The organism is Streptomyces nanhaiensis, assembly GCF_046614825.1.
In the GTDB taxonomy this organism is placed as follows: domain Bacteria; phylum Actinomycetota; class Actinomycetes; order Streptomycetales; family Streptomycetaceae; genus Streptomyces; species Streptomyces radiopugnans.
Map to the genome: position 1 here is coordinate 1 of NZ_JBKJFM010000061.1, position 19198 is coordinate 19198.

The 19198-nt window shown below is 73.4% G+C and carries 16 protein-coding genes; 10 read left to right on the forward strand and 6 right to left on the reverse strand.

Translation table 11 applies throughout. The annotated features are described in order from the left end of the window. Positions 1 to 218: 218 nt before the first annotated feature. The gene (locus tag ACLIYP_RS15315; RefSeq protein ID WP_412713683.1) at positions 219 to 1994 is read right to left on the reverse strand and encodes an acetyl/propionyl/methylcrotonyl-CoA carboxylase subunit alpha; all 1776 of its coding nucleotides are present in this window, start codon (positions 1992 to 1994) and stop codon (positions 219 to 221) included. A 377-nt stretch (positions 1995 to 2371) separates the two neighbouring features. Here ACLIYP_RS15315 and ACLIYP_RS15320 point away from each other — a divergent pair, with 377 nt between their 5' ends. Then, the gene (locus ACLIYP_RS15320) at positions 2372 to 2851 is read left to right on the forward strand and encodes a hypothetical protein (protein ID WP_412713684.1); all 480 of its coding nucleotides are present in this window, start codon (positions 2372 to 2374) and stop codon (positions 2849 to 2851) included. Here the strand turns inward: ACLIYP_RS15320 and ACLIYP_RS15325 are convergent. The 4 genes from ACLIYP_RS15325 to ACLIYP_RS15340 all read right to left on the reverse strand — a co-directional run bounded on the left by ACLIYP_RS15325 (position 2832) and on the right by ACLIYP_RS15340 (position 5596). After that, the gene (locus ACLIYP_RS15325) at positions 2832 to 3446 is read right to left on the reverse strand and encodes a nucleoside triphosphate pyrophosphatase (RefSeq protein ID WP_412713685.1); all 615 of its coding nucleotides are present in this window, start codon (positions 3444 to 3446) and stop codon (positions 2832 to 2834) included. The two genes, ACLIYP_RS15320 and ACLIYP_RS15325, sit on opposite strands and share 20 nt — an antisense overlap. Positions 3447 to 3493: 47 nt before the next feature. Then, complete coding sequence (gene mmpB, locus ACLIYP_RS15330; RefSeq protein ID WP_410536839.1) at positions 3494 to 3613, reverse strand: morphogenic membrane protein MmpB; 120 nt, start codon at positions 3611 to 3613, stop codon at positions 3494 to 3496. Between the two features lie 102 nt (positions 3614 to 3715). Further along, on the reverse strand, positions 3716 to 3931 hold the full coding sequence (locus tag ACLIYP_RS15335) for an acyl-CoA carboxylase subunit epsilon (RefSeq protein WP_412713686.1): 216 nt from the start codon (positions 3929 to 3931) through the stop codon (positions 3716 to 3718). Positions 3932 to 3988: 57 nt separating this feature from the next. Further along, positions 3989 to 5596, reverse strand: a complete 1608-nt coding sequence (locus ACLIYP_RS15340; RefSeq protein ID WP_412713687.1) for an acyl-CoA carboxylase subunit beta — start codon at positions 5594 to 5596, stop codon at positions 3989 to 3991. A gap of 131 nt (positions 5597 to 5727) precedes the next feature. On the opposite strand from ACLIYP_RS15340, the gene ACLIYP_RS15345 reads away from it, so the two are divergent. The 5 genes from ACLIYP_RS15345 to hutH all read left to right on the forward strand — a co-directional run bounded on the left by ACLIYP_RS15345 (position 5728) and on the right by hutH (position 11761). Next, entirely contained in the window at positions 5728 to 6606 is an 879-nt protein-coding gene (locus tag ACLIYP_RS15345) for a biotin--[acetyl-CoA-carboxylase] ligase (protein ID WP_412713688.1), read from the forward strand. A gap of 121 nt (positions 6607 to 6727) precedes the next feature. Further along, positions 6728 to 7822: an adenylate/guanylate cyclase domain-containing protein gene (locus ACLIYP_RS15350; RefSeq protein ID WP_412713689.1), complete on the forward strand. Its 1095-nt coding sequence runs from the start codon at positions 6728 to 6730 to the stop codon at positions 7820 to 7822. 172 nt (positions 7823 to 7994) lie between these two features. Beyond that, positions 7995 to 8795 carry an enoyl-CoA hydratase/isomerase family protein gene (locus ACLIYP_RS15355; protein ID WP_412713707.1) on the forward strand — a complete coding sequence of 267 codons (801 nt, stop codon included), beginning with the start codon at positions 7995 to 7997 and terminating at the stop codon, positions 8793 to 8795. Positions 8796 to 8903: 108 nt separating this feature from the next. After that, positions 8904 to 10112: a GGDEF domain-containing protein gene (locus ACLIYP_RS15360; RefSeq protein WP_412713690.1), complete on the forward strand. Its 1209-nt coding sequence runs from the start codon at positions 8904 to 8906 to the stop codon at positions 10110 to 10112. 92 nt (positions 10113 to 10204) lie between these two features. After that, positions 10205 to 11761: a histidine ammonia-lyase gene (gene hutH / locus ACLIYP_RS15365; RefSeq protein ID WP_412713691.1), complete on the forward strand. Its 1557-nt coding sequence runs from the start codon at positions 10205 to 10207 to the stop codon at positions 11759 to 11761. Here the strand turns inward: hutH and ACLIYP_RS15370 are convergent. Then, the gene (locus ACLIYP_RS15370) at positions 11742 to 12068 is read right to left on the reverse strand and encodes a hypothetical protein (RefSeq protein WP_412713692.1); all 327 of its coding nucleotides are present in this window, start codon (positions 12066 to 12068) and stop codon (positions 11742 to 11744) included. The genes hutH and ACLIYP_RS15370 overlap by 20 nt on opposite strands. Before the next feature lie 408 nt (positions 12069 to 12476). Between ACLIYP_RS15370 and ACLIYP_RS15375 the strand changes: the two genes are divergently transcribed. From ACLIYP_RS15375 to ACLIYP_RS15390, 4 genes are all read left to right on the forward strand, one after another. Next, entirely contained in the window at positions 12477 to 13757 is a 1281-nt protein-coding gene (locus tag ACLIYP_RS15375; protein WP_412713693.1) for a L,D-transpeptidase, read from the forward strand. A 433-nt stretch (positions 13758 to 14190) separates the two neighbouring features. Continuing rightward, positions 14191 to 17541 (forward strand): S8 family peptidase, encoded by a 3351-nt coding sequence (locus tag ACLIYP_RS15380; RefSeq protein ID WP_412713694.1) that lies wholly within the window; start codon positions 14191 to 14193, stop codon positions 17539 to 17541. Positions 17542 to 17801: 260 nt separating this feature from the next. Further along, positions 17802 to 18344, forward strand: coding sequence for a type 1 glutamine amidotransferase domain-containing protein (locus tag ACLIYP_RS15385; protein ID WP_412713708.1), 543 nt, complete (start codon positions 17802 to 17804; stop codon positions 18342 to 18344). Between the two features lie 181 nt (positions 18345 to 18525). Next, the gene (locus ACLIYP_RS15390) at positions 18526 to 19161 is read left to right on the forward strand and encodes a DUF2690 domain-containing protein (protein ID WP_412713695.1); all 636 of its coding nucleotides are present in this window, start codon (positions 18526 to 18528) and stop codon (positions 19159 to 19161) included. Positions 19162 to 19198 lie beyond the last annotated feature (37 nt).

Sequence of the window (19198 nt, forward strand, 5' to 3'; positions counted from 1 at the left end):
CACCACCCGCCGGGCGGCGGGGGCGGCGCCCAGTTGCGCGCGGCCCCGCCCCTCGCCCCGGGCGAAGGGCAGACGATGGGCCGGGTCGCGGATCTGGCGCCCCGCCGCCACTGAGGCCGACCACCCGCCCGGGCGCGTACCGCGCCGTACGAGCGGAAGAGGGGCGGGACGGCCGCGGCCGTCCCGCCCCCCCTCCGTGTGCCGGGGTGGCGCGGGGCTCAGTCCTTGATCTCGCAGATGACGGCGCCGGAGCTGAGGGAGGCGCCGACGGCGGCGTTGAGGCCCTTGACGGTGCCGGCGCGGTGGGCGTTGATGGGCTGCTCCATCTTCATCGCCTCCAGCACCACGATCAGCTCGCCCTCGGCGACCGTCTGGCCCTCCTCGACGGCGACCTTGACGATGGTGCCCTGCATCGGGGAGGCCAGCGCGTCGCCGGAGGCGGCCGGGCCGGACTTCTTGGCCGCGCGCCGCTTGGGACGGGCGCCGCCGGCCGCGGCGGTGCGGGCCAGGGTCATGCCCAGCGATGCGGGCAGGGAGACCTCCAGGCGCTTGCCGCCGACCTCGACGACCACCGTCTCGCGGCCGGGCTCGTCGTCCTCCTCGTCCGCGCCGGGCGCGGCGAAGGGCTTGATGTCGTTGACGAACTCGGTCTCGATCCAACGGGTGTGGACGGTGAACGGGTCGGCGGGCCGGCCGTTGACCTCGGGGGCGAAGGCCGGGTCGGCGACCACCGTGCGGTGGAAGGGGATGGCGGTGGCCATGCCCTCGACCTGGAACTCCGCCAGCGCCCGGGCGGCGCGCTGGAGGGCCTGCTGCCGGGTGGCGCCGCTGACGATCAGCTTGGCCAGCAGCGAGTCCCAGGCCGGGCCGATGACCGAGCCGGACTCCACGCCCGCGTCCAGGCGCACGCCCGGGCCGGTGGGCGGGTCGAACCTCGTCACGGTGCCCGGGGCGGGCAGGAAGTTGCGGCCGGGGTCCTCGCCGTTGATGCGGAACTCGAAGGAGTGGCCGCGCACCGGCGGGTCGTCGTAGCCCAGCTCCTCGCCGTCGGCGATGCGGAACATCTCGCGCACCAGGTCGATGCCGGTGACCTCCTCGGTGACCGGGTGCTCGACCTGCAGGCGGGTGTTGACCTCCAGGAAGGAGATCGTGCCGTCCTGGCCGACGAGGAACTCGCAGGTGCCGGCGCCGACGTAGCCGGCCTCCTTCAGGATGGCCTTCGAGGCGCGGTACAGCTCGGCGTTCTGCTCCGGCGTCAGGAACGGCGCGGGGGCCTCCTCCACCAGCTTCTGGTGGCGGCGCTGCAGCGAGCAGTCACGGGTGGAGACGACCACCACGTTGCCGTGCTTGTCGGCCAGGCACTGGGTCTCCACGTGCCGGGGCCGGTCCAGGTAGCGCTCCACGAAGCACTCGCCGCGGCCGAAGGCGGCCACCGCCTCGCGCACGGCCGAGTCGTACAGCTCGGGGACCTCCTCCAGCGTGCGGGCGACCTTCAGGCCGCGGCCGCCGCCGCCGAAGGCGGCCTTGATGGCGATCGGCAGGCCGTGCTCCTTGGCGAAGGCCACCACCTCGTCCGCGCCGGAGACCGGGTCGGGGGTGCCGGCCACCAGCGGGGCGCCGGCGCGCTGGGCGATGTGGCGGGCGGCGACCTTGTCGCCCAGGTCGCGGATGGCCTGCGGGGGCGGGCCGATCCAGTTCAGTCCGGCGTCGATGACGGCCTGGGCGAACTCGGCGTTCTCCGACAGGAAGCCGTAGCCGGGGTGGATCGCGTCCGCGCCGGAGTCGGCGGCGGCCTTCAGCACCTTGGCGATGTCCAGGTAACTGGTGGCGGGGGTGTCACCGCCGAGCGCGAAGGCCTCGTCCGCCACCCGCACGTGGAGTGCGTCCCGGTCCGGGTCGGCGTAGACGGCCACGCTCGCGATCCCGGCGTCCCGGCAGGCCCGGGCGACCCGGACAGCGATTTCACCGCGATTGGCGATGAGCACCTTGCGCACGATGGCTTCCTCCTTGGCGCTGGGCCGCAACAGTATGAGCGATGTGAGTTTAGGTATCGGCGACACCGCAGGCCGAGTCGCCCAGGGGGGTGAGCTTGCCCACACGGAATGTGACCCCGGGAGACCCGGGGAGCCCAAATCCCTTGTGGGTACACGGTACGCCGGGATCTCGCGTCCGGCTGGAGATCTTCGGTGTGGTCAAGGTTACTGTCCAGGCGGAGAGCGAGCGTCTCCGACTTTTTGTGGGGTTCCTACGAACGGCGGGGTGATTCTTTGCCGGGGTGCGGGGTCTTTCCCGAGCCGTTACCCGTTAGTAGCATGCGCGCTGTCGAAGGGCGGCGCGCCGCGCGCCCACGGGACGACGGGCGGGGGACGGGATGGCGCACAGAAGGCCGGTGGCCCTGACCGCGGCCGCGGTGCTCGCGGCCGAGGCCGCCGGCGCCGGATGGCTGCACTGGGTCCTGGGGCTCATGGTCGACCGTCAGGAGATGTCCCTGGCCGGGCTCGACCCGCGTCTGATGGCCGTCTCCACCTGGATCGGCGGCGCGGTCCTCGGCGCCTACCTGCTGCTGTGCGCCTGCCTTCTGCTGCGCACGGGGCTGGCCGACCGGCCGCCCGCCGGCCCCGCCCGCGCCCTGCTGGCCGGCGCGGCCGTGGTGCACGGGGTGGTCGGCGCCCTGACCGTCGGGCTGGTGGGCTGGGCGGCGTTCGCGGCGATGATGCTCGTGCTGGGACTGCTGGTGCTGACCCTGGTGGCCTACGCCCCCCGTGGCCGTACGGCGGAACAGGACGCGCCGGGTGGGCCGGAGGCGCCGGGGGGACCGGCGGGGCCGTCCCTCAGGCCCACAGCTCCGTGATCGGGACGCCCAGTTCGGCCAGGAGGCGGCGCAGCAGCGGCAGCGACAGCCCGATGACGTTGCCGTGGTCGCCCTCGATGCCGTCCACGAAGGGCGCCGAGCGGCCGTCGAGGGTGAAGGCGCCCGCGACGTGCAGCGGTTCCCCGCTGGCGACGTAGGCGGCGATCTCCTCGTCGCTCGGCTCGCCGAAGCGGACGGTGGTGGCGGCGGTCGCCGAGGCGCGGCGGCCGGTGGCGGTGTCCACCACGCAGTGCCCGGTCACCAGGACGCCCGCCCGCCCGCGCATGTCCTTCCAGCGGGCGGTGGCCTCCTCGGCGTCCGCCGGCTTGCCCAGCGGCCGCCCGTCCAGCTCCAGCACCGAGTCGCAGCCGACGACGAGCGCGCCGGCGGCCTCGGGGCGCCCGGCCACGGCGCCGGCCTTCGCCTCGGCCAGCAGCAGGGCCAGCTCGCCCGGGGTGGGGGCGTCCAGGGCGTCCTCGTCCACACCGCTGACGATCACCTCGGGAGCCATCCCCGCCTGCCGGAGCAGCCCGAGCCGGGCGGGGGACTGGGAGGCGAGGACGAGACGGCGGCGGGGCGCGGTGTTGTGGGCCATGGGCCCATCCTAGGAAGCCCGTCGGCCGCCCCGGTCCGGGGCCGCGCTCACAGCAGCAGGAAGACCGCCACCATGGCGACGGCGAGCAGCCAGCCGGCGCGGCGGAGCATCGCCTGGGTGGTGCGCAGCTCCTCGGGGGGTTCGTCGGCCGGGTCGGACCAGAGCATGCTCCCGATCCTGCGCCACGGCGGGCGGGGGCGCCTGAGTACGCGTACTCAGGCGCCCCCGCCCGCTCGTGCGCGGCGCGTGCGCCCCGGTGCGGGCCCGGTTCAGGCGGGCCAGTACGCCGTCCGCCAGGCCCGCGGGCCGGGGTGCGGCAGACGGCGGCCGGGGACGGTGCGGGCCGGGTCCGACCACTCCGAGCCGCGCTCGGCGCCGGGCCCGCCGGACCCCGCCGCAGCGAGGGCCGCGGCCCGGGTGCGCACCACCGCCAGGGCGGCTGCCAGTTCCTCGGGGGTCGGATTGCCGCGTACGACCTTGATCACGTCACGGTCTCCTCGCTGTCGCTGTCGCGGTCGGTCGGTAGGGCGGTCGGAGGGCGGTCAGAGCGGGATGTTGCCGTGCTTCTTCGGCGGCAGCGACTCGCGCTTGTTGCGCAGCGAGCGCAGGCCCCGCACGATGTGGCGGCGCGTCTCGGAGGGCACCACCACCGCGTCCACGTACCCGCGCTCGGCGGCCACGTACGGGTTGAGCAGGGTGTCCTCGTACTCGGCGGTGAGCTTGGCCCGCAGCTCCTCGCGCTCCTCGTCGCTCTTCGCCGCCGCCAGCGTCCTGCGGTGCAGGATGTTGACCGCGCCCTGCGCGCCCATCACCGCGATCTGGGCGGTGGGCCAGGCGAAGTTGAGGTCGGCGCCCAGGTGCTTGGAGCCCATCACGTCGTACGCGCCGCCGAACGCCTTGCGGGTGATGACGGTGATCAGCGGCACCGTCGCCTCGGCGTAGGCGTAGATCAGCTTGGCGCCGCGCCGGATGATGCCGCCGTACTCCTGGTCGGTGCCGGGCAGGAAGCCGGGCACGTCCACGAAGGTCAGCACGGGGACGTTGAAGGCGTCGCAGGTGCGCACGAAGCGCGCGGCCTTCTCGGAGGCGTCGATGTCCAGGCAGCCGGCGAACTGCATCGGCTGGTTGGCGACGATGCCGACCGGGTGGCCCTCCACCCGGCCGAAGCCGGTGAGGATGTTCGGCGCGAACAGCGGCTGGGTCTCCAGGAACTCGCCGTCGTCCAGCACGTGCTCGATCACGTCGTGCATGTCGTACGGCTGGTTGGCCGAGTCCGGGATCAGCGTGTCCAGCTCGCGGTCGGTCTCGGAGGTCTCCAGGTCCGCCTCCTCGGGGAAGGCGGGCGGCTCGGAGAGGTTGTTGGAGGGCAGGTACGACAGCAGCGCCTTGACGTACTCGACCGCGTCCTCCTCGCCGGAGGCCATGTAGTGCGCGACACCGGAGGTGGAGTTGTGGGTGCGGGCGCCGCCCAGCTCCTCGAAGCCGACGTCCTCGCCGGTGACCGTCTTGATGACGTCGGGGCCGGTGATGAACATGTGCGAGGTCTGGTCGACCATCACCGTGAAGTCGGTGATCGCCGGGGAGTAGACCGCGCCGCCCGCGCACGGGCCGACCACCAGCGAGATCTGCGGGATCACCCCGGAGGCGTGGGTGTTGCGGCGGAAGATCTCGCCGTAGGCGCCCAGGGAGGCCACGCCCTCCTGGATGCGGGCGCCGCCGGAGTCGTTGATGCCGATGACCGGGCAGCCGGTCTTCAGTGCGAAGTCCATCACCTTGACGATCTTCTGGCCGAAGACCTCGCCCAGCGCGCCGCCGAAGACGGTGAAGTCCTGGGAGAAGACGGCCACCGGGCGGCCGTCGACCGTGCCGTAGCCGGTGACGACGCCGTCGCCGTAGGGGCGGTTGGCGTCCAGGCCGAAGTTGGTCGAACGGTGGCGGGCGAACTCGTCCAGTTCCGTGAACGACCCCTCGTCCAGCAGCAGTTCGATCCGCTCGCGGGCGGTCAGCTTGCCCTTGGCGTGCTGCTTCTCCACCGCGCGCGCCGAACCCGCGTGCGTGGCCTCCTCGATGCGCCGCCGCAGATCCGCGATCCTGCCCGCGGTCGTGTGACGATCCTGGTCCTCGGGGGCTGGGCTCTGCTGCTCGGACACGGGCTGCGGCTCCTCGTCGTGGCGTCTGGTCGTCGTGCGTCGTGCGTCGTGGCGTCTGGCTACCGACTCGTAGCGTATCGGCGCGGGAGTGATCCGGCGGTGCGGCGTTTGCCACACCTAATCTGTCTTGCATGACACCGAACGACCCGTCGGACAGTCCCTGGTCGGACCTGGAGCGCCCCCCGCTGGACGCCGCCTCGCTGAGCCGTGCGCTGGTGCGGCCCGAATCGCTGTGGACCTCGCTGGAGGTGGTGGACTCCACCGGCTCCACCAACACCGACCTCGCCGCGCGGGCCGCCCGCGGCGAGGCGCGCGAGGGACAGGTGCTGGTCGCCGAGCGGCAGACGGCCGGGCGCGGGCGGCTGGAGCGCACCTGGACGGCGCCCGCCCGCTCGGGGCTGTTCCTCTCCGTGGTGCTGGTCCCCGAGGTGCCCGCCGAGCGGTGGAGCTGGCTGCCGCTGCTCGCCGGGGTCGCCACCGCCTCCGCGCTGTCCCGCACCGCCGGGGCGGACGTGGTGCTCAAGTGGCCCAACGACGTCCTGGTGCGCTCCGGGGACGAGGAACGCAAGATCGGCGGCATCCTCTCCGAACGGGTCGAGCGCCCCGGCGGCCCCGCCGCCGTGGTGCTGGGCATCGGGCTCAACGTCACACTGCGCGAGGAGGAGCTGCCGGTGCCCGGGGCCGGCTCCCTGGCCCTGGCGGGCGCGCGCGTCACCGACCGCGACACCCTGCTGCGCGCGGTGCTGCGCTCGCTCCAGGAGTGGTACGGCCGCTGGCGGGACGCGGACGGCGACCCGGAGGCGAGCGGGGTGCGCGAGGCGTACACCGCCGGCTGCGCCACACTGGGCCGGCGGGTGCGCGCGGTGCTGCCCGGGGAGCGCGAGCTGCTGGGCGAGGCGGTCGCGGTGGACGACGGCGGACGGCTGGTCCTGGCCGGTGGCGAGGGCGTGCAGCAGCCGGTGGGCGCGGGCGACATCGTGCACCTCAGGCCCGGTTCGGAGGGGGTGTAGGGGCGGTCGCCGGGACGGCCGCGGGGGCGGTCGCCGGGAGAGTGAGCCAGGGCACACCTGCCGTATCGTTGAGTCGACCCAGCGCGGCGGGCGCGGCGGCAGTGAGTGGATCGGAAGGGCAGTGGACGACTCGGGCACCCCAGCCGAAGAGCCGACGACGGACGGCGAGGCGGCCGGCGACCCGGCCCATCCGGAGGAGGACCCCCTCGCGCTCCGCATCGAGCAGCTGATCCTCGGCGCCGGGCGGCAGTACACGCCCTTCCAGGCGGCCCGCGCCGCCGACGTCCCGATGGAGCTGGCCGCCCGCTTCTGGCGCGCGATGGGGTTCGCCGACATCGGCCAGGCCAAGGCGCTCACCGAGACGGACGTGATCGCGCTGCGGCGGCTGGCCGGCCTGGTGGAGGCGGGGCTGCTCAGCGAGGCGATGGCGGTGCAGGTGGCGCGGTCCACCGGGCAGACCACCGCGCGGCTGGCCGAGTGGCAGATCGACTCCTTCCTGGAGGGACTGACCGAGCCGCCCGAGCCGGGCATGACCCGCACCGAGGTGGCCTACCCACTGGTCGAGCTGCTGCTGCCGGAGCTCCAGGAGTTCCTGGTGTACGTCTGGCGGCGGCAGCTCGCCGCCGCCACCGGCCGGGTGGTGCAGGCGGCCGACGACGAGGAGATGGTCGACCGGCGCCTGGCGGTCGCCTTCGCCGACCTGGTCGGCTTCACCCGGCTGACGCGCCGGCTGGAGGAGGAGGAGCTGGGCGAGCTGGTCGAGGCGTTCGAGACCACCGCCGCCGACCTGGTCGCCGCGCACGGCGGCCGGCTGATCAAGACGCTCGGCGACGAGGTGCTCTACGTCGCCGACGACGCGGGCACCGCGGCCGAGATCGGGCTGCGGCTGATCGAGACCCTGGCCAACGACGCGACGATGCCCGAGCTGCGGGTGGGCATGGCCCTGGGCACGGTCACCACCCGGATGGGCGACGTCTTCGGCAACACGGTCAACCTGGCCAGCCGGCTCACCTCGATAGCGCCCAAGGACACGGTGCTGGTGGACGGCGCGCTGCGCGCCGAGCTGGTCGCCGCCGGGGAGGCCCCGGAGTCGGAGAAGGAGACGGACGCCGGCGCGTCGTACCGCTTCGCGCTCCGTCCCCTGTACCGGCGCCCGGTGCGCGGTCTCGGCGTCATCGAGCCCTGGCTGCTGACCCGCCGCTCCTCCGGCTCCTGATCGCCTTCCCGCCTTCCCCCCCTTCCCCCCCGCCCCTGCGCACGCCCGTCGCCCGCCTGCCCGCCGCTCACCCCTGACCGCCGGGCGGGGCGGATGGCATGATGCGCCCGTACACCAGTGAGCGATCGTTAACCGGAAGGGCTGTGTGGGCGACGTGAGCGTGCACGAGGGCGTGGGCGAGGAGCGGTTCGGCGAGTGGGTCGCGGTGCGGCGGGAGCCGGACGGGCACGTCGCCGAGCTGGTGCTGGACCGGCCGAAGGCGATGAACGCCGTCTCCACCGAGATGGCCCGCAACATCGGGGACGCCTGCGCCGCGCTCGCCGCGGACCGGCGGGTGCGCGCCGTGGTGCTCTCCTCCACCCACGAGCGGGCCTTCTGCGTGGGCGCGGACCTGAAGGAGCGCAACTCCTTCAGCGACGCCGACCTGTCCCGGCAGCGGCCGTACGCCCGCGCCGCCTACACCGGGGTGCTGGAGCTGCCGGTGCCGACGATCGCGGCCGTGCACGGGTTCGCGCTCGGCGGCGGCTTCGAGCTGGCCCTGTCCTGCGACCTGATCGTCGCGGACCCCACCGCGGTGGTCGGCCTGCCGGAGGTGTCGGTCGGGGTGATCCCCGGCGGCGGCGGCACCCAGCTGCTGCCGCGCCGGGTGGGCGCCGCCCGCGCCGCCGAGCTGATCTTCACCGCGCGCAGGGTGGAGGCCCAGGAGGCCCGTGAGCTGGGTCTGGTCGACCGCCTGGCGGCCCGCGGCGAGGACCGCGCCGAGGCGCTGGAGCTGGCCCGGCGCATCGCCGCCAACTCCCCGGTGGGCCTGCGGGCGGCCAAGCGGGCGCTGCGCACCGGATGGGGGATGGACCTGCGCGCCGGTCTGGAGGTCGAGGACGCGGCCTGGCGCTCGGTGGCGTTCTCCGGCGACCGGGCCGAGGGCGTGGCCGCCTTCAACGAGAAGCGGGCCCCGCGCTGGCCGGGGGAGTGACCCGGGGTTGAGCGGGCACGAGCCCGGTGAGCCGGAGCGGGCCGGTGCGAGCCGGTCGGCGACCCGGAGTGAAGGCCCATAACCTGGGTCGTGTGGATCGGGTACGGCATGGGTGACGACGCGCGGCTGAGGACCGTGGTGGGGCTGGCGCAGGAGATGGCCGCCGCCCACACCCTGCGCGACCTCGCCCGCACGGCCGCCGAGGGCGCGCGGACCGCGCTGGGCGGCTCCTTCGCGGCCCTGTCCGTCTGGGAGCGCGAGCGCGGCCTGCTGCGGGTGCTGGTGAACGCCGGCGAGCGGCGCGGGGACGAGGAGGAGTTCCCCGAGGACGAGACGTACCCGGTCCACGACTTCCCCGAGATCACCGGCCTGCGCCCCGGGAGCGGCCCGGGGGCCGGGACGCGCGCCTGGGTGGAGACGGCCTCCGGCGGGAGCCGGGCGTCCCGGTACGGTCCCGGGGTGCCCCACGAGCGGCGGCCGCCGGCGCTGCGCAGGCGGGGGCGGGGCTGCTGCGTGGTCGCCCCGGTCGTCGTGGACGGGCGGGCGTGGGGCGAGCTGTACGTGGCGCGCGATGCCGGGCAGCCGGTCTTCGACCGCGCCGACGCGGACTTCGCCGAGGCGCTGGCGTCGGTGATCGCGGCCGGGATCGCCCAGACCGAGCGTCTGGAGGAGGTGCGCCGGCTGGCCTTCACCGATCCCCTCACCGGCCTGGCGAACCGCCGTGCGGTGGACGCGGGCCTGGACGAGGCGCTGGAGCGGCACCGTGCGGACGGGACGGTGGTCAGCCTGCTGGTCTGCGACGTCAACGGGCTCAAGAGGGTCAACGACGTGCTGGGCCACGAGGCCGGCGACCGGCTGCTGGAACGTTTCGCTTCGGTGCTGTCCCTGTGCGGCGCGATGCTCCCGGACACCCTGGCCGCCCGGCTGGGCGGGGACGAGTTCTGCCTGCTGGCGGTGGGGCCGTCGGCGGACGAGGTGGTCCGGGTGGCGGACGAGGTGTGCCGCCGGGCCGCGGAGCTGGAGACCGGTCAGGGGGTGGCCTGCGGGGTCGCCTCGACGGGCGACCCGATAGGCCCGGTCCGCTCGGCCCGCCGGCTGTTCCGTCTCGCCGACGCCGCCCAGTACCGGGCCAAGGCCGCCCGCACCGACAAGCCGGTGGTGGCCGGGCGCGAGGGCGGCGCGGACGCCGGGGCGGCCAGGGGAGAGGCCGGTGCGGCCTGCGCCGGGGACGCCGTGGTCCGCCTGGCGGACCAGGCCGAGCAGGGGCGGATCGGAGCCCCGGGCGACCGCCGCCGGCTGCGCGGCCTGGACGTGTGAGCACCGGCGCGCGGACCCGGCGGCTCACGCGGACCGGCGCGGTCCCGGCAGGGTCGTGACAGAACTCGATTCACTCTTTAGTGTTCCTGAATATGGATATGCAGAACCGCGTGGTGATCGGTCCCTCCGGCACCACCGCCGAGGACGTCGTCGCCGTCGCCCGCGGCCTGGCCCGCGTCGAACTGTCCGGCGAGGCGCTGGCCGCCCTCGCCGCCGCCCGCCGGATCGTCGACGACCTGGCCGCGGCCCCCGACCCCGTCTACGGCGTCTCCACCGGCTTCGGCGCCCTGGCCGTGCGCCACATCCCCGCCGGGCTGCGCGTACAGCTCCAGCGCAACATCGTCCGCTCGCACGCCGCGGGCATGGGCCCGCGCGTGGAGCGCGAGGTGGTGCGGGCGCTGATGTTCCTGCGGCTGAAGACGCTGGCCTCGGGCCGCACGGGGGTACGGCCCGAGGTGGCCCGCGCCATGGCGGACCTGCTCAACGCGCGCATCACACCCGTCGTCCACGAGTACGGCTCGCTCGGCTGCTCCGGCGACCTGGCGCCCCTGTCGCACTGCGCGCTGGCCCTGATGGGCGAGGGGGAGGCCGAGGGGCCCGACGGGCGGGTGCGGCCGGTGGCCGAGCTGCTGGCCGAGCACGGGCTGGCCCCCGTGGAACTGCGGGAGAAGGAGGGGCTGGCCCTCCTCAACGGCACCGACGGCATGCTCGGCATGCTGGTGATGGCCTGCGACGACCTCGCCCGGCTGTTCACCTGCGCCGACATCACCGCCGCCCTCACCCTGGAGGCGCTGCTGGGCACCGACCGGGTGCTCGCGCCCGAGCTGCACGCCGTCCGCCCCCACCCCGGCCAGGCCGCCTCCGCCGCCAACATGCTCAAGGTCCTGGCCGGCTCCGGGCTCACCGGCCACCACCAGGACGACGCCCCGCGCGTGCAGGACGCCTACTCGGTGCGCTGCGCCCCCCAGGTCGCCGGCGCCGGGCGCGACACCCTTGCGCACGCCCGTACCGTCGCCGAGCGGGAGCTGGCGGCGGCCGTGGACAACCCGGTGGTGCTCCCCGAGGCCGGGCGGGTGGAGTCCAACGGCAACTTCCACGGCGCTCCGGTCGCCTACGTGCTGGACTTCCTCGCCATCGCCGCGGCCGACCTGGCCTCCATCGCCGAGCGCCGCACCGACCGGCTGCTGGACCGCAACCGCAGCCACGGGCTGCCGCCCTTCCTGGCGGGCGACGCGGGCGTGGACTCGGGGCTGATGATCGCCCAGTACACCCAGGCCGCCCTGGTCAGCGAGATGAAGCGGCTGGCGGTCCCGGCCTCGGTGGACTCGATCCCGTCCTCGGCGATGCAGGAGGACCACGTCTCGATGGGCTGGTCGGCCGCCCGCAAGCTGCGCACCGCCGTCGACGGGCTGACCCGCGTGGTGGCCGTGGAGCTGTGCGCCGCCGCCCGCGCGGTCGAGCTGCGCGCGGCGGACGGGCTGACCCCCTCGCCCGCCGCCTCGGCCGTGGTGGCCGCGGCGCGGGAGGCCGGGGTGCGGGGCCCGGGGGAAGACCGTTATCTGGCGCCGGAGTTGGCGGCGGCGGAGGCGTTCGTGCGCACCGGAGGGCTGGTGGCGGCGGCCGAGGCCGTCACCGGGCCGCTGGCGTGAGACCCTCGCGGCCGGCGCGGACGCGGGCGTTGACCAGCAGGGCGGCGCCCGCGCCGAGGAAGCCGAGGCCGCCGACGAGGTAGGGCGTGGTGTCGAAGCTGCCTGTGTCGGCCAGCAGCACCTCGCCCCCGGAACCGGCCTGGGTCTGGGTCTGGGTCTGGACCTGAGCCCCGGCCTGCGCCCGGGAGGCGGCCGCTCCGGTCGGCTCGCCGTCGCCGGTGGCGTTCGCGGACGGTACGAACCACAGGCCGCACAGGAGGCCGCCCGCGACGGCGGCGGTCACCAGCGGTCGACGGTGTGCTCGCACGGAAGGGCCCCCTCGGTACGGCGGACAGGCTGTGCTGCGACCGATGCTAACGACGGCAGGGGGGCCGCGTGAAGGGCGGTCGGCGTCCGCGGCTCCCGCCGTGCGACCACCTCATGCGAAATCGGTCACATTGCCACATAAGTCCCGTGACAGGAGGAAAGTGCTGTGATGTGATCGGGAGTCACAGGGGGCGGGCCTGCCGGTAACGATCCGGAACCGCGGGGGAATTCCCGCCCGCCAGTGCAACCCCTGGTGACGGAAGGGTGTCTTACCCCACAGTCTTACCCTGGGTGGAACGGGTCACAGTTCCCTCGCGTTCTCGTACGTGCGGCCGTGGGGTGGACGTCCCGCTTCGCCTTCACCGGACGGCGTGGGACGCGGAACGGGGAGCCAGAGGTTCGTAAGCGGATGGAGAAGCGTGTGATGAGGGACGGCAAGCGCCGCAGGGGCGTCGTGGCGACGGCCGCGCTGCTCAGTGGAGTGCTCACACTGTCGGCGTGCGGGGGTGAGAGCGGCGGCGACGGCGAGTCCGGTGCCGACTCCGCGAAGAAGCCGGACAAGGGGCAGGCCCAGGTGGACAGGGCGGCGGCGGAGAAGTCCTCCGAAGCCCGAATAGTCATCAAGCCCAAGAACGGCTCGGACAACGCCAGCATCCACGCGGCCCGGGTAGAGGTGAAGGGCGGCAAGCTCACCTCGGTGACCATGAAGGCCACCGCGACCGGCCAGGAGGTCGAGGGCACCCTCGCGGCGGACGGCAGCGGCTGGAAGCCCAACGGCCAGCTGGAGCGCGCCACCCGGTACACGATCTCCGCCGAGGCCGAGGACGCCGAGGGCCGCAAGGCGCTGGAGAACTCGACCTTCACCACGGTCTCGCCCGACAGCAGCTTCATCGGCTACTTCACGCCCGAGGACGGCTCGACCGTGGGCGTCGGCATGCCCGTCTCCATCAACTTCGACAAGGGCATCGCCAACAAGAAGGACGTCCAGGCCGCGATCGAGGTCAACACCACCAGCGGCCAGGAGGTCGTGGGCCACTGGTTCAGCGACACCCGCCTGGACTTCCGGCCCGAGGACTACTGGAAGGCCGGCTCCAAGGTCACCGTCGACCTCAACCTCGACGGCGTCGAGGGCTCCGACGGCATCACCGGCGTCCAGGACAAGAGCTTCAGCTTCACCGTCGGCCGCTCGCAGGTCAGCACGGTCGACGTGAAGACCAAGACCATGAAGGTCGTCCGGGACGGCAAGACCGTCAAGACCTTCAAGATCTCCGCGGGCGCGCCCGAGACCCCGACCTACAACGGCCAGATGGTGATCTCCGAGAAGTACAAGGAGACCCGGATGAACGGCGCGACCGTCGGCTTCACCGACGACGACGGCAAGGGCGAGTACGACATCCCCGACGTGCCGCACGCCATGCGGCTGTCGACCTCCGGCACCTTCATCCACGGCAACTACTGGGGCGCCGACTCGGTCTTCGGCAACGTCAACACCAGCCACGGCTGTGTCGGGCTGAACGACGTCCAGGGCGCGGACGACCCCAGCCAGGACGGTGCCTGGTTCTTCGAGAACTCGCTCCTGGGCGACGTGGTCATAGTCAAGAACTCGCCCGACAAGCAGATCACCCCGGACAACGGCCTCAACGGCTGGAACATGTCCTGGGAGGACTGGAAGGCCGGTTCCGCCCTCTGACCCCCCGCAAGGGTCCCGTGGCGGACCGCTGACGGCATCCCCCGCTCCCCGGAGCACGGCTCCACCGGAAGGCGGCGGGGAACGGCGCACCGCGCCGTTCCCCGCCGCCTTCCGCCGTTCCCCGCCGCCCTAGCCGGACGCTCCGCGGCCGGGCACCGGAAAACCACGAAAAGGCAAAAACGCATGGGATTCCGCGGAAGACCGGACCGAAGGTGAACCCGGAGGCGCCCCGGGAGCGTCCTCACCGTCGCGAGAGCCGGAAGTGCCCCGCGCCGGCCACCCGGACCGAGGGGGGACCGACGCGGCGTCACACCCAGAACACCTGTCCCATACGAGGCCGTATGGTGCGGGCGTCCCGGCCTCCCGCAGACTGATCGCGCCGGGGGGCCGCAGGGGTCCCCCACGCATGGTGATGGACTCACCAGGGGGAAAATTGACACAACGCAGGAGAGCGGGCGCCGCCGCGATAGCCACCGCCGTGGCCGTCGCACTGACGATGGGGCTGACCACCGCATCGTCCGCCGCCCCGAGGAGCGGTTCGAACGACGTCCCGAACGCACAGCCGTCCCGGGCGGGTTCACCGCAGGAGGCCGACCGGACCGACCGTACGGAGCGCGGCCGGCGCTCCGTCACCCTCGTCACCGGCGACCGGGTCGTGCTGGACGGGCGCGGCAGGGTCACCGGGATGGTCCGCGCCGAAGGACGCGAGGACGTACCCGTCCGGGTCGTCCGCACCAAGGGCCACACCTATGTGATCCCGCAGGACGTCACCCGGCTCATCGCCGAACGCAGGCTCGACCGGCGGCTGTTCGACGTCACCGAGCTGAGCCGCGAGCAGTACCGCGCAAGGACCGGCACCGACGTACCGGTCATCGTCACCTACCGCGGCGCGAAGCCCGCGGCCAGGGCCGAACTCCACGCCGAGGCCGACCCGACCGTGCGCGCCACCCTCCGGTCCGTCAACGGCGAGGCGCTGTCCGTGGCCGAGAACCGGGCCGCCGAGGCGTGGAGGGCCCTGACCCGCCCGTCCGCGGCCGGACAGCTCGCGGCGGCGCCCGGAGTCGCCACCGTCTCCCTCGACGGCATCCGCAAGGCGGCGCTCGACAGGAGCACCGCGCAGATCGGCGCCCCGGCGGCCTGGAAGGCCGGCTACGACGGCAAGGGCGTCACCATCGCCGTCCTCGACACCGGCATAGACACCGCCCACCCCGACTTCGCCGGGCGGATAGCCGCGGAGAAGAACTTCTCCGCGTCCAAGGACACCAGGGACCGCTACGGGCACGGCACCCACGTAGCCTCCATCGCGGCCGGCTCCGGAGCGAAGTCCAAGGGCCGGTACAAGGGCGTGGCCCCCGGCGCGAAGCTGCTCAACGCCAAGGTCCTCGACGACGACGGCTACGGCAACGACTCCGAGATCATCGCCGGGATGGAGTGGGCCGTCGCACAGGGCGCCGAGGTGGTCAACCTCAGCCTCGGCGGCGGCGACACCCCCGAGATCGACCCGATGGAGGACGCAGTCAACCGGCTGTCGCGCGACAGCGGCGCCCTCTTCGTCATCGCCGCCGGCAACGAGGGCCCCTACGCCTCCAGCATCGCCAGCCCGGGCAGCGCGGACGCCGCGCTGACCGTCGGCGCCGTCGACAAGCAGGACGCGCTCGCCGACTTCTCCTCCATCGGCCCGCGCACCGGGGACGGCGCGGTCAAGCCCGACCTGACCGCCCCCGGCGTGGACATCGGCGCCGCGGCGGCCAAGGGCAGCATCGTCGAGCAGGAGGGCGACCCGGTCGCCGACGGATACGTCTCCATCTCCGGCACCTCCATGGCCACCCCGCACGTCGCGGGCGCGGCGGCACTGCTGGCCCAGCGGTACCCCGACTGGACCGGTGAGCGGATCAAGGGCGCGCTGACGGCCTCCACCAAGCCCGGCAAGGGCTACTCCGCCTTCCAGCAGGGATCCGGCCGGGCGGACGTGAACAAGGCGCTGAAGCAGACGATCGTCGCCGAACCGGTGTCGATCGCCTTCGGCACCGCCCAGTGGCCGCACGGCGACGACGAGCCGATCACCAAGGACATCACCTACCGCAACCTGGGCACCGAGGACGTCACCCTCTCCCTGGCCGCCACCGCCACCGATCCCCGGGGCAAGGCCGCGCCCAAGGGCATGTTCACCCTGGCCGCCGACGAGGTCACCGTCCCCGCGGGCGGTACCGCCGCGGTCGGCATCACCGCCGACACCCGGCTCGGCGGCAGCGTGAACGGCGGATACAGCGTGGCCGTCACCGCGACCGGAGGCGGCCAGAGCGTCCGTACCGCCGGCGCCGTCGACCGCGAGGTGGAGTCCTACGACCTGACCGTGCGCGCCCTCGGCCGCGACGGCAGGCCCGCCCCCCTGTGGAGCAGCATGCTCATCGGCTACCGGACCGACGTGTTCAAGGACCTGACGGGCAAGGACGGCACCACCACCGTCCGGGCGCCCAAGGGCACCTACGTGCTGTCCACCGACATCGCCCTGCCGGGCAGCACGGAGGAGGAGCACGAGGGCAGCGACTGGCTCATGGCCCCGGCGGTCGAACTCGACCGCGCCACCACCCTCACCTTCGACGCCCGCAAGGCCGAGGAGGTGAGGATGACGGTGCCGGACCGCAAGGCGAAGCAGACCGACCTGTCCGTCGAGTACACCGGCGCCCTCGGCGACGACGGCTTCGTCAGCGTCTACGGCGGCACGGGCGACGGCGGCCAGGGCCTGCGCACCGCGCAGGTCGGCGGCACGGGCCGCGTCGAGGCCACCTCGACCGCCAGTACCGTGTGGACCCGCAAGGACACCGACTACAACACCTTCCACGTCCGCGAGGGCGGCTTCTACACCGGCCTGAAGACGCACACCGGGAAGTCGGAGATGGCCAGGCTGAACGTCCGGCAGGGCGCCTCGGTCCCCGGCCGCCTCGGCGTCCTGGCCACCATGCCGTCCCACGCGGGCTCGTTCGCCGGTGCCGCGCGCAAGCTCCCGCGCACCACCACGGTCTACGTCAAGGCCAAGGGCGCCCGGTGGTCGCAGTACTTCATGCAGTTCGACGCCAAGGGCGACTTCGAGGCCGGCTACTACGCCGACGAGCGGAAGTTCACCGCGGGCAGGACCTACGAGCGCACCTTCAACAACGGCGTCTTCGGGCCCCAACTGGGCGAGTACGACGGCATCTTCCGCGACGGCGACGACCTCTACGGCATGGTGAACCCGCTCGCGGACGGCGCCGGCAACCCCGGCGACAGCCTGTACGACTCGGCGCGGACGACCCTGTACCGCAACGGCGAGAAGTACGCCGAGGAGAAGGAGATCCTCGACTACACCGGCTTCACCCTCCCCAAGGGCAAGGCGCGGTACAAGCTGGTCACCACCCTCAGCCGCGGCAAGGTCTCCGGGCTGAGCACCAAGGTGAGCGCCTCCTACACCTTCACCTCGGCCCGCACCTCGCAGGAGACCCGCCTCCCGGCGACGGCGGTGCGCTTCACGCCCAAGCTGGCCCTGGACGGCACGGCCAAGGCGAAGGCCACCATGCCGGTACCGGTCACCGTCCAGGGATCGGCCGCGGGCAGGAACCTGAAGTCGCTGACCGTCCACGTCTCCTTCGACGGCGGCAAGAACTGGAAGAAGACCACCGTCAAGAAGGGGAAGATCACCTTCAAGAACCCCGGAAGGAAGGGGACGGTCTCCTTCAAGGCGAACGTGAAGGACATCAAGGGCAACACCCTGTCCCAGACGATCGTCAACGCCTACCGCACCAGGTGACCCCCGCGGTCACCCGGGCGACACCGTGCCCATGAGCCACCGGGCCCGCCCATGACGGGGCGGCCCGCGGCACGGGCGGCGGCCCGCCGGAGCATCCGCTCCGGCGGGCCGTCCGCGTTCCCGGCCGGAGAACGGGAACGTTCCGCCCGAAAAGACAAGGAAAGCGGCATAGGACGGCTTCCGGCGGAAACCCGTACCCGAGTACGGGGGAGTACGCAGCATGTACCGAGGACCCGAGCTGCCGAAAGGACGTGGCAGAAGTGAAGGTCGCCTTTCTCGTCGCCCCCGAGGGTGTGGAGCAGGTAGAGCTGACCGAACCGTGGCAGGCCGTGATCGACGCCGGGGGCACCCCGAGCCTGCTGTCCACCACCGGCGGGCGGATCCAGGCGTTCGACCACCTCGACAAGGCCGACACCTTCGAGGTGGACAAGCAGGTCGGCCAGGCCGCGGTCGAGGACTACGACGGGCTGGTGCTGCCCGGCGGCGTCGCCAACCCGGACTTCCTGAGGATGGACGACGGTGCCGTCTCCTTCGTCCGGGAGTTCTTCCAGACCGGCAAGCCCGTGGCGGTCATCTGCCACGGCCCGTGGACGCTGATCGAGGCGGACGTGGTGCGCGGCAGGAAGATCACCTCCTGGCCGAGTCTGCAGACCGATCTGCGCAACGCCGGCGCCAACTGGGTCGACGAGCAGGTCTCCGTCTGCACCGAAGGACCGAACACCCTGATCAGCAGCCGCAAGCCGGACGACCTCAAGGCGTTCACCCAGGCGTTCGTGCGCGAGTTCCAGACCGTCTCGGCCTGAGCCTGTCACACGGCCCCGCCCGGTGTGGGCCGCCCGCCGCATGCGGGCGGCCCACACGCGCGTCCGCTCCGGGCGGAGGATATTTGGCCGAAAGTGACCCGCCGTTCTCCCTCGGTGACGAACGGTGCGGGAAAAACCACGTTGTGCCCCCGCACCGCACGCACACGAGAGGAGAGACGGCGTGACCGACCGCGACGAGTCGCGCTCCCCGGACGATGGAGCGCCGGACACCGCCCCGCCCGAACCCGGCGCCCCCGGGGACCCGCCCGCCCGGCGGCCATGGTGGCGCAGACTGGCGGGCCGGGCCTCCCGGCACAGCCCGCAGACGCTGATGGGAGCGCTCCTGATCACCCTGCTGGGCGCCCTCACCCCGGTGGTCGTGGAGAAGGTCTGGGGAGACGACGCGCCGAAGGCGGTGACGCCTCCCGCCGACGGCAAGCAGATACCGGTCCCGAGCGAGAGCTGCTCCGGGGCGACCTGCCTCCACCTGGACCCCAAGGAACCGGGCTGCGACACGGAGGTGGTCACCCTGGCGGAGCGGACGGAACCGGTGAGCCTGCAGATCAGGTACAGCACCGTCTGCGAGGCGGCGTGGGGGCGGATCCGCCAGGCCGCGATCGGCGACAGGGTGCGGATCACCACCGCCGACGACAAGGTGGCGGTGGACAACGTGGAGTTCGGGCACGACGCCTACACGCGGATGGTCCCCGCCTCCGGGGAGTTCGAGCTGACGGCGTGCGTGGACGCCGACGCGATGGAGGGCAGGCCCCGCCGGCCCCGCGCCTGCGTGACGGCGACGGACGAGGACGTGCCGTGAGCCCGGGCACCGGCGCCCGGGCCGCTCCGCCCGGTAC

Excerpts from the sequence above, each read along its gene's own strand:
- ACLIYP_RS15320 (WP_412713684.1), top strand. The coding sequence starts at position 2,372 with ATGGCGCACAGAAGGCCGGTGGCCCTGACCGCGGCCGCGGTGCTCGCG.
- ACLIYP_RS15325 (WP_412713685.1), bottom strand. The coding sequence starts at position 3,446 with ATGGCCCACAACACCGCGCCCCGCCGCCGTCTCGTCCTCGCCTCCCAG.
- mmpB (WP_410536839.1), bottom strand. The coding sequence starts at position 3,613 with ATGCTCTGGTCCGACCCGGCCGACGAACCCCCCGAGGAGCTGCGCACC.
- ACLIYP_RS15345 (WP_412713688.1), top strand. The coding sequence starts at position 5,728 with ATGACACCGAACGACCCGTCGGACAGTCCCTGGTCGGACCTGGAGCGC.
- ACLIYP_RS15360 (WP_412713690.1), top strand. The coding sequence starts at position 8,904 with ATGGGTGACGACGCGCGGCTGAGGACCGTGGTGGGGCTGGCGCAGGAG.
- hutH (WP_412713691.1), top strand. The coding sequence starts at position 10,205 with ATGGATATGCAGAACCGCGTGGTGATCGGTCCCTCCGGCACCACCGCC.
- ACLIYP_RS15375 (WP_412713693.1), top strand. The coding sequence starts at position 12,477 with ATGGAGAAGCGTGTGATGAGGGACGGCAAGCGCCGCAGGGGCGTCGTG.